The sequence below is a fragment of the Streptomyces sp. R28 genome, assembly GCF_041052385.1.
Classification (GTDB): domain Bacteria; phylum Actinomycetota; class Actinomycetes; order Streptomycetales; family Streptomycetaceae; genus Streptomyces.
Window position 1 is genome coordinate 3,618,348 of record NZ_CP163439.1, and the last position, 12,953, is coordinate 3,631,300.

Annotated in this window: 11 protein-coding genes; 2 read left to right on the forward strand and 9 right to left on the reverse strand. The window is 70.5% G+C overall.

Translation table 11 applies throughout. The features are described from left to right. The first annotated feature begins 2 nt into the window (after nucleotides 1-2). Nucleotides 3-563, forward strand: coding sequence for a two-component system response regulator (locus AB5J49_RS16000; protein ID WP_369169310.1), 561 nt, complete (start codon nucleotides 3-5; stop codon nucleotides 561-563). Between the two features lie 123 nt (nucleotides 564-686). Here AB5J49_RS16000 and AB5J49_RS16005 read toward each other — a convergent pair whose 3' ends face one another. Next, complete coding sequence (locus AB5J49_RS16005) at nucleotides 687-2,561, reverse strand: long-chain fatty acid--CoA ligase (protein WP_369169311.1); 1,875 nt, start codon at nucleotides 2,559-2,561, stop codon at nucleotides 687-689. 273 nt (nucleotides 2,562-2,834) lie between these two features. Beyond that, nucleotides 2,835-4,703, reverse strand: a complete 1,869-nt coding sequence (gene lepA / locus AB5J49_RS16010; RefSeq protein ID WP_369169312.1) for a translation elongation factor 4 — start codon at nucleotides 4,701-4,703, stop codon at nucleotides 2,835-2,837. A gap of 246 nt (nucleotides 4,704-4,949) precedes the next feature. Here lepA and rpsT point away from each other — a divergent pair, with 246 nt between their 5' ends. After that, on the forward strand, nucleotides 4,950-5,216 hold the full coding sequence (rpsT, locus tag AB5J49_RS16015; RefSeq protein ID WP_369169313.1) for a 30S ribosomal protein S20: 267 nt from the start codon (nucleotides 4,950-4,952) through the stop codon (nucleotides 5,214-5,216). 179 nt (nucleotides 5,217-5,395) lie between these two features. On the opposite strand, the gene AB5J49_RS16020 is transcribed toward rpsT, so the two are convergent. From AB5J49_RS16020 to AB5J49_RS16050, 7 genes are all read right to left on the reverse strand, one after another. Next, nucleotides 5,396-5,794 (reverse strand): nuclear transport factor 2 family protein, encoded by a 399-nt coding sequence (locus AB5J49_RS16020; RefSeq protein WP_369169314.1) that lies wholly within the window; start codon nucleotides 5,792-5,794, stop codon nucleotides 5,396-5,398. 39 nt (nucleotides 5,795-5,833) lie between these two features. Continuing rightward, nucleotides 5,834-6,229, reverse strand: coding sequence for a nuclear transport factor 2 family protein (locus AB5J49_RS16025; RefSeq protein WP_369169315.1), 396 nt, complete (start codon nucleotides 6,227-6,229; stop codon nucleotides 5,834-5,836). 152 nt (nucleotides 6,230-6,381) lie between these two features. Beyond that, nucleotides 6,382-7,371, reverse strand: coding sequence for a DNA polymerase III subunit delta (gene holA / locus AB5J49_RS16030; RefSeq protein ID WP_369169316.1), 990 nt, complete (start codon nucleotides 7,369-7,371; stop codon nucleotides 6,382-6,384). A 191-nt stretch (nucleotides 7,372-7,562) separates the two neighbouring features. Then, a complete protein-coding gene (locus AB5J49_RS16035) occupies nucleotides 7,563-7,808 on the reverse strand; it encodes a hypothetical protein (protein ID WP_369169317.1) in 246 nt (81 codons plus the stop codon). 189 nt (nucleotides 7,809-7,997) lie between these two features. Further along, complete coding sequence (locus AB5J49_RS16040) at nucleotides 7,998-8,837, reverse strand: arylamine N-acetyltransferase (RefSeq protein WP_369169318.1); 840 nt, start codon at nucleotides 8,835-8,837, stop codon at nucleotides 7,998-8,000. Nucleotides 8,838-8,841: 4 nt separating this feature from the next. Further along, nucleotides 8,842-11,673, reverse strand: a complete 2,832-nt coding sequence (locus tag AB5J49_RS16045) for a ComEC/Rec2 family competence protein (RefSeq protein WP_369169319.1) — start codon at nucleotides 11,671-11,673, stop codon at nucleotides 8,842-8,844. Continuing rightward, nucleotides 11,670-12,542 (reverse strand): helix-hairpin-helix domain-containing protein, encoded by an 873-nt coding sequence (locus tag AB5J49_RS16050; RefSeq protein ID WP_369169320.1) that lies wholly within the window; start codon nucleotides 12,540-12,542, stop codon nucleotides 11,670-11,672. The genes AB5J49_RS16045 and AB5J49_RS16050 overlap by 4 nt, the downstream gene beginning before the upstream one ends. Nucleotides 12,543-12,953: the final 411 nt, after the last annotated feature.

Sequence of the window (12,953 nt, forward strand, 5' to 3'; positions counted from 1 at the left end):
CCATGAGCGCTGAGGCAACGAGCGACGAGCGTGCCGGCATCCTCCTCGTCGACGACATGGAGGACAACCTGATCGCGCTGGAGGCCGTCCTGGGGTCCCTCAACGAGCCGCTCGTGCGCGCGCGTTCGGGCGAGGAGGCGATGAAGGCGCTGCTGCGGCAACGCTTCGCCCTGGTCCTGCTCGACGTCCGCATGCCGGGCATGGACGGCTTCGAGACCGCCACGAACATCAAGCGGCTCGACCAGACCAAGGACGTCCCGATCATCTTCCTGACCGGCGCGGAGGACGAGCCGGGCTACGCCTTCCGCGGCTATGCGACGGGCGCCGCGGACTACTTGACCAAGCCGTTCGATCCGTGGGTACTGCGCGCGAAGGTCAGCGTCTTCCTCGACCTCCACCGCAAGACCAGGCAGCTGGAGCACCTGCTGAGCCGCGAGCACGTACACAGCCGGGAGCTGAGCACTCAGGTGGAGGCCCTGGAGAAACAGCTTTCCGGGGACACTCCCCCGAACGTGACGGCCTTACGCGCCCAAGTCCATGAGATACGGCGGCTCATCGATTAGGGGTGCGCGTCCCGACCTGAAGGGGCGCGGGGCTGTGTCGATTTGCGGCTCCGCCGCGTGGGCACGACCAGCCACAACGAACCCGCAGCCGCCAGCAGCCCCGCCACCCCTCCCTCTACGGCGCTACGCCTCCCGCGTACCCGCGTACATCTCCTCGATCAGCCCCTTGTACTCCCGCTCCACCACCGGCCGCTTCAGCTTCAGACTCGGCGTGATCTCCCCGTGCTCCACATCGAGATCCCGCGGCAGCAACCGGAACTTCTTGATCGTCTGCCACTTCTGAAGCCCGGCGTTGAGCTGCTTCACATAGCCGTCGACCATCTCGACGGTGGCCGGCGCGGCCACGATCTCCGCGTACGACTTGCCGGAGAGCCCGTTCTCCTCGGCCCACGCCAGGATCGAGGGCTCGTCCAGCGCGATCAGCGCAGTGCAGAAGTTCCGGTCGGCCCCGTGCACCAGGATGTTGGAGACGTACGGGCACACCGCCTTGAACTGTCCCTCGACCTCGGCGGGCGCGATGTACTTGCCGCCCGACGTCTTGATGAGGTCCTTCTTGCGGTCGGTGATGCGCAGGTACCCGTCCGGGGACAGCTCGCCGATGTCGCCGGTGTGGAACCAGCCGTCGCTCTCCAGCACCTCGGCGGTCTTGTCCGGCAGCCCGTGGTAGCCCTCCATGATGCCGGGGCCCCGCAGCAGGATCTCGCCGTCGTCGGCGATACGGACCTCCGTGCCGGGCAGCGGCTTGCCGACCGTGCCGGTGCGGTAGGCCTCGCCCGGGTTCACGAAGGACGCGGCCGAGGACTCCGTGAGCCCGTAGCCCTCGAGGATGTGGATGCCGGCGCCGGCGAAGAAGTAACCGATCTCCGGGGAGAGGGCGGCGCTGCCCGACACACAGGCGCGCAGGTTGCCGCCGAAGGCCTCACGGATCTTGGCGAACACGAGGGTGTCGGCGACCTTGTGCTTGGCGGCGAGGCCGAACGGCGCGGAGTGGGTGCCGGTGCGCCGGAAGTTGTCCTGGGTGACCTTGGCGTACTCGCGGGAGACCTCGGCGGCCCACTGGAAGATCTTGTACTTGGCGCCACCGCCCGCACGGGCCTTGGCGGCGACCCCGTTGTAGACCTTCTCGAAGATGCGCGGGACGGCCGCCATGTACGTCGGCTGCACGACCGGCAGATTCTCGATGATCTTGTCGACCCGGCCGTCGACGGCGGTGACGTGGCCGACCTCGATCTGGCCGGAGGTGAGCACCTTGCCGAAGACGTGCGCGAGCGGCAGCCACAGGTACTGCACGTCGTCCGGACCGACCAGGCCCGTCGCGGCGATCGCCTTCGCCATGTACGACCAGTTGTCGTGCGGCAGGCGTACGCCCTTGGGGCGGCCGGTGGTGCCGGAGGTGTAGATGAGGGTGGCGAGCTGGTCCTTGGTGATCGCGCCGACCCGCTCCTTGACCAGGTCGGCATCCTTCTCCAGCCGGGCCGCGCCGCGCTTCTCCAGCTCGTCGAGGGTGAGGATCCAGTCGGCGGTCTCGACGCCGGCCGGGTCGATGACGACGACGTGGGTCAGGTTCGGCAGCTCGGCGCGCTTCTCCTGCGCCTTGGCCAGCTGCGCCGCGTCCTCGGCGATCAGCACCCGGCTCTCGGAGTCGGACAGGATGAACGCCGACTCTTCGGCGTTGGTCTGCGGATACACGGTGGTGGTGGCCGCGCCGGCACACATGATGCCCAGGTCGGCGAGGATCCACTCGAGCCGCGTCGAGGAGGCGAGGGCCACCCGCTGCTCGGGCTGGACGCCCAGCTCGATGAGGCCGGCCGCGATCGCGTAGACCCGCTCGGCGGCCTGCGCCCAGCTCAGCGACTTCCACTCGTCCGGCCCCTGCCCCGAGGCCACCGGTACCGGATGGCGATATGCCTCGGCGTCCGGTGTGGCCGCCACACGCTCCAGGAAGAGGGTCGCCACGCTCGGCGGACGGTTCTCGATCAGTGTCTGTGTGTCGCTCACGACGTCCTCCGGGGGCCCGCGACTGTGCGGCTGGCTCAATAGCCGGCTTTGCGGCCGGCTCATTACGGCGGTTTTCACTCGCGAGCCGTTGTTTAACTCGCGAGTAACTATCGAGCAGGGATCAGAGTAAAGGCCGACCGGCCACCGCGTAAGGGGCAACGGCCTGTCACTTCCTCCAGAGGGCCACCCGCCGGACACGCAGGGGCCCGCCGCACTTGCGCACGACGGACCCCTGTTGCACCGGTTTGCCAGGCCACCCCGCGTTACCGGCGGTTACTTCTTGCCCTTGCCCGACCCCGCGCTGTCATCGCTGCTCAGTACGGCGATGAAGGCCTCCTGCGGAACCTCCACGGAACCCACCATCTTCATCCGCTTCTTGCCTTCCTTCTGCTTCTCCAGCAGCTTGCGCTTACGGGAGATGTCGCCGCCGTAGCACTTGGCGAGGACGTCCTTGCGGATGGCGCGGATGGTCTCGCGGGCGATGACCCGGGAGCCGATGGCGGCCTGGATGGGCACCTCGAAGGCCTGCCGCGGGATGAGCTCGCGCAGCTTGGCGACGAGCCGCACACCGTACGCGTACGCCGCGTCCTTGTGCGTGATCGCCGAGAAGGCGTCCACCTTGTCGCCGTGCAGCAGGATGTCGACCTTGACCAGGCTGGAGGTCTGCTCGCCGGTGGGCTCGTAGTCCAGCGACGCGTACCCACGCGTCTTCGACTTCAGCTGGTCGAAGAAGTCGAAGACGATCTCGGCGAGCGGGAGGGTGTAGCGGATCTCGACCCGGTCCTCGGACAGGTAGTCCATGCCGAGCAGGGTGCCGCGCCGGGTCTGGCACAGCTCCATGATCGAGCCGATGAACTCGGTCGGCGCGAGGATCGTGGCGCGTACGACGGGCTCGTACACCTCGTTGATCTTGCCCTCGGGGAATTCACTCGGGTTGGTGACGGTGTGCTCGGTACCGTCCTCCATCACGACGCGGTAGACCACGTTCGGCGCGGTCGCGATGAGATCGAGGCCGAACTCGCGCTCCAGGCGCTCGCGGATCACGTCGAGGTGCAGCAGGCCGAGGAAGCCGACGCGGAAGCCGAAGCCGAGCGCGGCGGAGGTCTCCGGCTCGTAGACCAGCGCGGCGTCGTTGAGCTGGAGCTTGTCGAGGGCCTCGCGCAGCTCGGGGTAGTCGGAGCCGTCCAGCGGATACAGGCCGGAGAAGACCATCGGCTTCGGGTCCTTGTACCCGCCGAGGGCGTCCGTCGCGCCCTTGTGCTGGCTGGTGACGGTGTCACCGACCTTGGACTGGCGGACGTCCTTCACACCGGTGATGAGGTAGCCCACCTCACCGACGCCGAGGCCGTCGGCGCCCAGCATCTCGGGCGAGTTCGTGCCGATCTCCAGCAGCTCGTGCGTGGCGCCCGTCGACATCATCTTGATGCGCTCGCGCTTGTTGAGCTGGCCGTCGATGACACGGACGTACGTGACCACGCCCCGGTAGGAGTCGTAGACCGAGTCGAAGATCATCGCGCGGGCGGGGGCGTCCTTGACGCCGACCGGCGCGGGAACCTCCTTTACCACCCTGTCGAGCAGGGCGTCGACACCGACACCGGTCTTGGCGGAGACCCGGAGGACGTCGCCGGGCTCGCACCCGACCAGGTTGGCGAGTTCCTCGGCGAACTTCTCGGGCTGCGCGGCCGGCAGGTCGATCTTGTTCAGCACCGGGATGATCGTGAGGTCGTTCTCCATCGCCAGGTAGAGGTTGGCGAGGGTCTGGGCCTCGATGCCCTGGGCGGCGTCGACGAGGAGGACGGTCCCCTCGCAGGCGGCGAGCGACCGAGAGACCTCGTAGGTGAAGTCGACGTGCCCCGGGGTGTCGATCATGTTGAGGATGTGCGTGTTGCCGGGTTCGTGGGTGGGAGCCCACGGCAGCCGCACCGCCTGGGACTTGATCGTGATGCCGCGCTCGCGCTCGATGTCCATCCGGTCGAGGTACTGAGCACGCATCTGCCGCTGCTCGACCACACCGGTCAGCTGGAGCATCCGGTCGGCGAGTGTGGACTTGCCGTGGTCGATGTGCGCGATGATGCAGAAATTGCGGATCAGAGCCGGGTCGGTACGGCTCGGCTCGGGCACATTGTTAGGGGTCGCGGGCACGCAGGGTCCTGTCTCTTGAGGCGCCTTATGCCTCGGGTCGGATCGATACGTAGCTTCCATGGTCCCACGGGCGGCGACCGGAGACCGTTTTGGGCCGTCCGCTGGGCCACTGGTAGTCTGGGTGGCTGTGTCTCATGCCCTCTCAGCACGAGGCACAACTCCAAGAAATCACCTGGTACGGGTCCCGGATCCTTCCTTGTACGGAATCCTCCTGGCCCCGTGCCTGAACCTGAAAAGGCTCAATCAGTGGCGAACATCAAGTCCCAGATCAAGCGGATCAAGACCAACGAGAAGGCTCGGCTGCGCAACAAGGCCGTCAAGTCCTCCCTGAAGACCGCGATCCGCAAGGCCCGTGAGGCTGCTGCCGCGGGTGACCTCGAGAAGGCCACCGAGTACCAGCGCGCTGCCGCGCGTCAGCTCGACAAGGCCGTCTCCAAGGGCGTCATCCACAAGAACCAGGCTGCCAACAAGAAGTCGGCGCTGGCCACGAAGGTCGCGGCGCTCAAGGGCTGACACTTGATTTGATCGCCGGAGGGAATCGAGCGGGCCCTCTCTCATCCGCTCCCGTCCGGCACCCCGAGCCTGTACGCGGCCTGCGTTCGCCACGCGGGTACGGGCTCAGCAGCTTCAACCGAAGGCCCCGGCCCCTCGCCCTTCCCCAGGGCGGGTGCCGGGGCCTTCGGCATGCCGCGTCACGACCAGAAGTCGTCGGTCTGCTCCATGTCCGCGACGCACTCGTCGAGGTCGGTCATCTTGTCGCCGACGATCCGGAAGACGATGCCCCCCATCTCGTCGATGTGCTTGCCGCCCCGGTCCGCGGTGAAGTGGTGCACGGACATCGCGTGTCCGCGGCCGTCGACGAAGATGTTGCGCAACTCGACGCGGAACGACCCGTCCGTCTCCGTCGCGAGCCGCGTGTAGTACCCGTCGATGATGTTGTCGATCCCCTTGTAGTCCCCGGAGAGCGGGCTGGAGCCGGGCACGTGGTGCGTACAGTCCCCGGTCATCATCCCGCGCAGGGTATCCATGTCTCCGCGCTGGAAGGCCTCGTAGCCCTGACGGACGAGCTGGGCGTGCGGGTGTTCAGCCATGGCGACCGCCACCTCTCCGTGGCATCGGTGCGTTCTGGTTCACGAGTAGAAGTCGTTGAACTTGTCGAGGTCGTCGACGCACTCGTCGAGGTCGCTGGCCTTGTCGCCGACGATCCGGAAGACGATGCCTCCGTCCAGCTCCACGCGCTTGCCCCGACGCTCTGCCGTGGAGTGGTGCACGGACACCACGTGGCCACGCCCGTCGACGAGGAGGTGACGCAGCTCGATGTTCAACGTCCCGCCCGTCTCTTCGAAGAGCCGCTGGTAGAGCTCGACACACGCGTCCTGGCCCTTGTAGTCGCCCGCCAGCGGGTGATCGCCCGGGAAGTGGTGCGTTGCGTCCCCCGTCAGCAGGGTGCGCAGGGTGTCCATGTCACCGCGCGAGAAGGCCTCGTAGCCCTTGCGGACGAGTGCTGCGTGCGGGTGTTCAGCCATAGCGATCGCCACCTTCCGTTACATCGGTCATGTACGGCGATTTCGGGCTGCACCTACGATTGTCCTCGCGGCCGCTACGACGGCCAGTGGATCATGACTGGGGCGCGTCTTCGGTCCCGCTCAGCTTCGGTCCCGCTCAGCTTCGGTCCCGCTCAGCTTCGGCCCCTGGAACGCGCCGCCCGCGCGATCGTCACGACCGCCTTCTCCAGGGCGTACTCGGGATCGTCCCCGCCGCCCTTCACTCCGGCGTCGGCCTCGGCGACCGCCTGCAACGCGCCCGCCACTCCGTCGGGCGTCCAGCCGCGCATCTGCTGTCGTACGCGGTCGATCTTCCAGGGCGGCATGCCCAGCTCACGCGCCAGGTCGGCGGGACGCCCGCCGCGGGCCGAGGACAGCTTCCCGATGGCCCGCACGCCCTGCGCGAGCGCGCTGGTGATCATGACGGGCGCCACGCCGGTGGAGAGGGACCACCGCAGCGCCTCCAGCGCCTCCGCCGCCCGCCCCTCGACCGCCCGGTCGGCGACGGTGAAGCTCGACGCCTCCGCTCGGCCGGTGTAGTACCGCCCGACGACGGCCTCGTCGATCGTCCCTTCGACATCGGCGACCAGCTGACTCACCGCGGACGCCAGCTCCCGCAGGTCGCTCCCGATGGCGTCGACCAGCGACTGACAGGCCTCGGGCGTCGCGGACCGCCCGGTCGCCCGGAACTCACTGCGCACGAACGCCAGCCGATCCGCCGGCCTGGTCATCTTCGGGCACGCCACCTCCCGCGCCCCCGCCTTGCGCGCGGCGTCGAGCAGCTTCTTGCCCTTGACCCCACCGGCGTGCAGCAGCACCAGGGTGATCTCCTCGGCCGGCGACCCCAGATACGCCGTCACGTCCTTGATCGTGTCGGCCGACAGATCGTGTGCGTTGCGCACGACCACGACCTTGCGCTCCGCGAACAGCGAGGGGCTGGTCAACTCGGCCAGCGTGCCCGGCTGCAACTGCTCCGGAGTCAGGTCCCGCACATCCGTGTCCGCGTCGGAGGCCCTGGCGGCAACGACCACCTCCCGCACGGCACGATCGAGCAGCAGCTCCTCCTGACCCACGGCGAGGGTCACGGGAGCGAGGAGGTCGTCAGTCGCACTTTTCCTGGCCATCGCGACAAGCATGGCACGGGCCACTGACAACGCGGCGCCTCCGGGTCACCGCCGGCCTGCGCCCGCGCCCGCGGCTCGCGCCGACACCAGCATCGGCATCGGAACCGCCAGTGGCACCGACACCGCCGTCGACGCCGGCGCTGGCACTGGCACTGGCACTGGCACTGGCACTGGCACTGGCACCGTTGGGCCTACGGCTCCTCCCGCCAGCCGTCCCACTCCCCCGCGAACGCGTCCAGCTTCCCCGGATCCAGCCGCCCCTCCTCGTCCCGCAGCACCACCAGCCACTGCGCATCCTCGGCATCGTCCTCCCCGGCCAGCGCATCCCGCACCAACCGCGGCTCCTCATCGATCCCGAACCGCTCCCGGAGCGCCTCCGCGGCCTCCTCCGCCGCGTCACGATCGGGCAGCACCAGCACATGTCTCACATCACTCACGGAGCAATTCTCGGACACCCACGAGAGACGAACCTGCGCCGGGCCCCGCACGAGTTGCCCGGCGTGACCCCGAGTGACCCCGAGTGGCCCAGCGTGGCCCCGACCGGCCCCGCGTGGGCCCGAGTAGCCCCGTGTGCCCCTGCATGGCCTGATCGGCCTAGGCGGCCCGAGTAGCCTCACTGCCCGGAATCAGCCGTCCCGGTCGGGCTTGCGCACCGTCGGCACGCGGTCCAGCTCGATCCCGAACCGCTCCCGGTACACCCGCAGCACCTCCTCGTCCGTGCCCAACTCCCGCTCCTCACGTGTCCCGTCGGCCGCCGTCTCCTTGAACGTGCGCCCGCTGAGCGTGATCCGCCCTCCCTCCTCCGTCACCCGCGAGCACACCAGCGACTGCGTGAAGTGCGAGCCCGGCGAGGTGCTGTGCCACCAGGCCCCGGCCACGAAGTCACCGAGCACCCGCGGCCGCCGCTCCAGCCGGTACTCCGGTCTGCCGTCCATGACGACGTCCAGGTCCGCCGCCTCCTCCACGTCGTGCCCACCGCGCACCCCGGCCGCGTCCGGCCCGGCTTCGACGATCCGGAAGACACCCGCCGGATCCACCTGCTCACCCCGCGCCTCGAAGGCCAGCGGATAGTGACTGTGCGCCCCGAAACCGATGTCCGCCAGCCATGTGCCCCCGTCCACCGTCCGCACCTTCAGCGCCATGTGGTCGTAGGGAATCCCGAGCCGCCCCTCCTTCCCGTGGACCCGCGCCGCGAGCAGCGTCACATCGAAACCCAGCGCGGTGAGCAACGCCCCGAACGCCCCGTTCAGTTCGTAGCAGAACCCGCCCCGTCCAGCCCCCACCACCTTGTCCAGCAGCCGCTTCTCCTCCAGCACGATCTCCTCGCCGACGTGGATCGACAGGTTCTCGAAGGGCACGGTCTGCAGATGGCGCAGATGCAGCTCGCGCAGCACGTCCACGGTCGGCCATGCCGGGTGCTCGACCCCCAGGCGGCGGAGATAGGCATCAACCACAACGGAATCCATGCCCTCAGTCTCCCGCCACCCGCAGCTCCGCGCCCGTACCCGCGACCGCCAGCGCCCCGTCCTCGTCCGTCCGCAGCACCACCGCGCCCTGCGCCCGCAGCGCCGCGACGGTGCTGGAAGCCGGGTGTCCGTACGGGTTGTCCTCACCACAACTGATCAATGCCAGCCGCGGCGCCACCCTGCGTATGAGCTCGGGATCCTGGTACGCCGAGCCGTGGTGGGCGACCTTGAGCACGTCCACGCCGCTCAGCAGTGCCCCCGCCGGCGATCTCAACAGCGCCCGCTGGGCCGGGGGTTCGAGATCCCCGAGCAGCAGCAACCGCAGCCCTGCCGAGCGGACGAGCAGGGCGACACTGGAGTCGTTCGGGCCGTCCGGGGCGAGAGCGGGGTGTGCGGGCGGCCAGACGACCTGCCAGCTCAGTGCCCCAGTACGCCGCTCCTCCCCTGCTGCGGCCCGCGTCACGGGAATGCGCCGGGCGGCCGCCTCCCTGCGTACGAACTCCACCTGGTCCACGGGCTCTTCGTGCCCCGTCGTCTCGATCGCGCCCACCGCGCGCCCGCGCAGCACGCCGGGCAGGCCCGCCACATGGTCGGCGTGGAAGTGGGTCAGCACGACGAGCGGGATCCTGGTGATCCCGAGCGTGCGCAGGCATCGGTCGATCAGTGCCGGGTCGGGTCCGGCGTCCACGACCACGCCCGTCCCCGCGCCCGCCGCCAGCACCGTCGCGTCGCCCTGCCCCACGTCGCACATCGCGAACCGCCACCCGGGCGGCGGCCACCCCGTGACCACCCTGGTCAGCGGCGGCGGCTGCAGAACCACCAGCAGGAGCAGCGCCCCGCAGACACCGCACCACCAGGGGTGCCGCAGCAGTCGCCGGCCGACGAGCAGGAGGACCACCGTGGCGAGGGCGAGCAGCGCCGCGCCGGTCCAGCTGCCGGGCCAGTCCACTCCCGCCCCGGGCAGTGCGGCGCCCGTGCGGGCGACATCCGCGATCCACCCGGTCGGCCAACTCGCACACCAGGCCAGCACCTTGGCCAACGGCATCGCGAGCGGCGCCGCCGCCAGCGCGGCGAAGCCCAGCACCGTGGCCGGTGCGATCGCGAACTCCGCGAGCAGATTGCATGGCACCGCCACCAGGCTCACCCGGGCCGACAGCACCGCCACGACCGGCGCGCACAGCGCCTGCGCGGCAGCCGCGGCGGCCAGCGCCTCGGCCAACCGCGGCGGCACCCGGCGCCGTCGCAGCGCCGCGCTCCAGCGGGGCGCGAGCGTGAGCAGGGCGCCCGTGGCGAGAACGGAGAGCAGGAAGCCGTAACTGCGGGCCAGCCACGGGTCGTACAGCACCAGCAGCAGTACGGCTGTCGCCAGCGCCGGGATCAGTGATCTACGGCGTCCGGTCGCCAGGGCCAGCAGCGCGACGGCTCCGCAGGCCGCGGCCCGCAGCACGCTCGGGTCCGGTCGGCACACGACGACGAACGCGAGGGTGAGCACTCCGCCGAGCAGCGCGGTCGTCCGCAGGGAGATGCCGAGGCGGGGCGCGAGACCACGGCGCTCGACCAGCTGGGACATGCCGGGCGGGCCGATCAGCAGGGCGAGGATGATCGTCAGATTGCTGCCCGAGACGGCGAGCGTGTGCGCGAGGTCGGTCTCCTTGAACGCCTCGTCCAGTTCCGGAGTGATCCGCGAGGTGTCGCCCACCACCAGCCCCGGCAGCAGCGCCCTCGGGTCCGCCGGCAGCCCGTCGGTCGCCTCCCGCAGCCCGGCCCGCAACCGCCCCGCCAGCCGCTGCGCCGCCGACGGCTCCCCCACGACCTCCGGCACCGCCGGGTCCCGCACCCGCAGTACGGCGGCGATTCGGTCCCCGTCGGCGAGCGTGGGCGCCAGCGTCGCGGTCACCCGCAGCCGCGTGGAGGGCAGGAGCCCCAGCCAGGGCGAACGTCGGCCGGTAGCAGGCTGCGACGCCCCGTTGACGTCCTCAGCCCCAGGGGGCCTCAGTGCCCCGTCGACGTCCCCGGACCCCTGGGGTCTCGGCACCCCGTTCACGTCCCCCTCCTCAGAAGACCTCGGCGCCGCGTCGACGATCATCAGCACCGGGGCCCGCGTCACCACCGCCGTGCCGTGCGCCTCCTCTACGCGTCGTACGTCCGCGTTGATCAGCACGGATGTCGGCGCCATGTGATCCCCCTTGACCCGGGGCCGGGTGAGCCGGGGGTCCGAGGTGACCTCGACCTCGGCGGTCACGGTGGCGTACTCCCGCGCCAGCCCGGGCACCGGCCCACGCCGCAGATCGGCCCCGTGCAGCCCGGCGGAGACGGCGGCCGCGGCGACACAGAGCAGGACAGCGGCGACCGAGGTACGCGGCCAGGTGAGTCGCGGGGGCGTTGAGCCCTGCCTACGCGGCCGCGCGAAGTGCCCTGGCCTGGAGTCCTGCCCGGGCACGGAGTCCTGCCTAGGCGCGGAATCCCGCCCATTCACGGGGTCCAGCCCAGACACGGAATCCCGCCCATTCACGGAGTCCAGCCCAGACACGGCGTCCAGTCCGGCCACGGAGCCCACCCCAGCCCCCGCCGCACGACCATCACTAACCCCACCGCGCCGCACCAGCAGCAGTACGCCCGCCGCGATCAGGCACACGACCACCGCGCCGCCCACCCACACCGTGGGGGCGTCAAGCATCACCGCCGCCGTCGCCCAGGCGGCGAGCGCGGGTGGGACGAGTCGGAGGTCCGTCGGTCCTTCCTGCCGGGGGTGGGAAGCGCCGAGCCGGTTTCCGGAGGCGGCGTGAACGGCGGCGCGGGAAGGCGCGAGGTCGGGTGCGCGCACGTCGTGCCTCATGGCTGTACGAGATTCCGCAGATCGGCGAAACGGCGGTCGCCGATGCCATTGACCTCGCGCAGCTCGTCCACCGAACGGAAGCCACCGTGCTGGGTGCGGTAGTCGATGATGTGCTGGGCCAGCACCGGGCCGACGCCCGGGAGGGTGTCGAGCTGGTCCACGGTGGCCGTGTTGAGGGAGACCGGCCCCACAGGTGCGGCCCCGGCGACCGCCGCACCTGCCGGGCCGGTGCCGGGAGCGGCCCCGGGGGCGGCAGCCGTACCGCCGACGATCACCTGCTCGCCGTCCACCAGGAACCGGGCCCGGTTGAGGCCGTCGGTGTTCGTGCCGGGACGCACCCCACCGGCCACACGCAATGCGTCGGCGACTCGCGACCCCGCCGGCAGGCGATGGATCCCCGGCTCGCGCACCTTGCCGCTGACGTCCACGACGATCTCCGCCGCGGCCGTGCCCACGGCACCCGGCGCATCGGCCGCCGAGGCACCGGCCACGGCCTCATCACTCTGGCCCCCTCCTCCGTACGAGGCCGCCGCCCGCACCACCTCGGGCGCCCGCACGGACTGCGCCCGGCCGGCCCAGAAGTGCTGCACGGCGAACCCGGCGGCGAGGACGAGAACCACGGTGAGCGCGACCACGCTCCGCCGCTCCAGCCCACACCTCACCTGCAACCACACCGGCATCCGCTCCCGCAGAGCCGGCCCGACCCGCGTCCGCCAGTCCCCGGCACCCCCGTCACCGGCCCCGGCCCCGGCATGGTCCCCGGCACCCGCACCGGCATCCGGCGTGTCCGGGCCGACCGCCGTATCACCGCGCGGGACACCGGAGCCCAGCAGCACACCGGAGCCCAGCGCCACATCAGCGCGCGGCACATCAGTCCGCGGAACATCCGCACGCCTCGCCCCATCAACGCGCGGCCCACCCAAGCCCCCGGACCAGTCGGCGTACCGATCATCCATACCCACGGCCGCCCGAGCGCGCGGCGCGCCACTCAGGTCCGCTTCCGACTCCTCAACCCCCGCGCACCAATCGGGCTCCTCCCAAAGGAGTCCACGCGGCCCACGCGGCCTACTCGGTCCACGGGAAGCAGGCTCCTCCCCCGCTCCCGCCCTCGCCCCAGCCCCCGAACCAGCCCCCGAACCAGCCCCCGAACCAGCCCCCGAACTCGGGGCATACTCCTCCCCACCGAACGGCGGCCCCGCTCCCGACTCCCGCCACTCCCCGGCCCGTTCGGCGAAAATCACCTCCGCCCTGCGGCGCAACTCCTCCGCCGACGCATGGCG

Bases quoted from the DNA above. Each gene is read 5' to 3' on its own strand.
- AB5J49_RS16000 (WP_369169310.1), top strand. From the start codon at position 3: ATGAGCGCTGAGGCAACGAGCGACGAGCGTGCCGGCATCCTCCTCGTC.
- AB5J49_RS16020 (WP_369169314.1), bottom strand. From the start codon at position 5,794: ATGGCTGAACACCCGCACGCCCAGCTCGTCCGTCAGGGCTACGAGGCC.
- AB5J49_RS16025 (WP_369169315.1), bottom strand. From the start codon at position 6,229: ATGGCTGAACACCCGCACGCAGCACTCGTCCGCAAGGGCTACGAGGCC.
- holA (WP_369169316.1), bottom strand. From the start codon at position 7,371: ATGGCCAGGAAAAGTGCGACTGACGACCTCCTCGCTCCCGTGACCCTC.
- AB5J49_RS16040 (WP_369169318.1), bottom strand. From the start codon at position 8,837: ATGGATTCCGTTGTGGTTGATGCCTATCTCCGCCGCCTGGGGGTCGAG.
- AB5J49_RS16045 (WP_369169319.1), bottom strand. From the start codon at position 11,673: ATGAGGCACGACGTGCGCGCACCCGACCTCGCGCCTTCCCGCGCCGCC.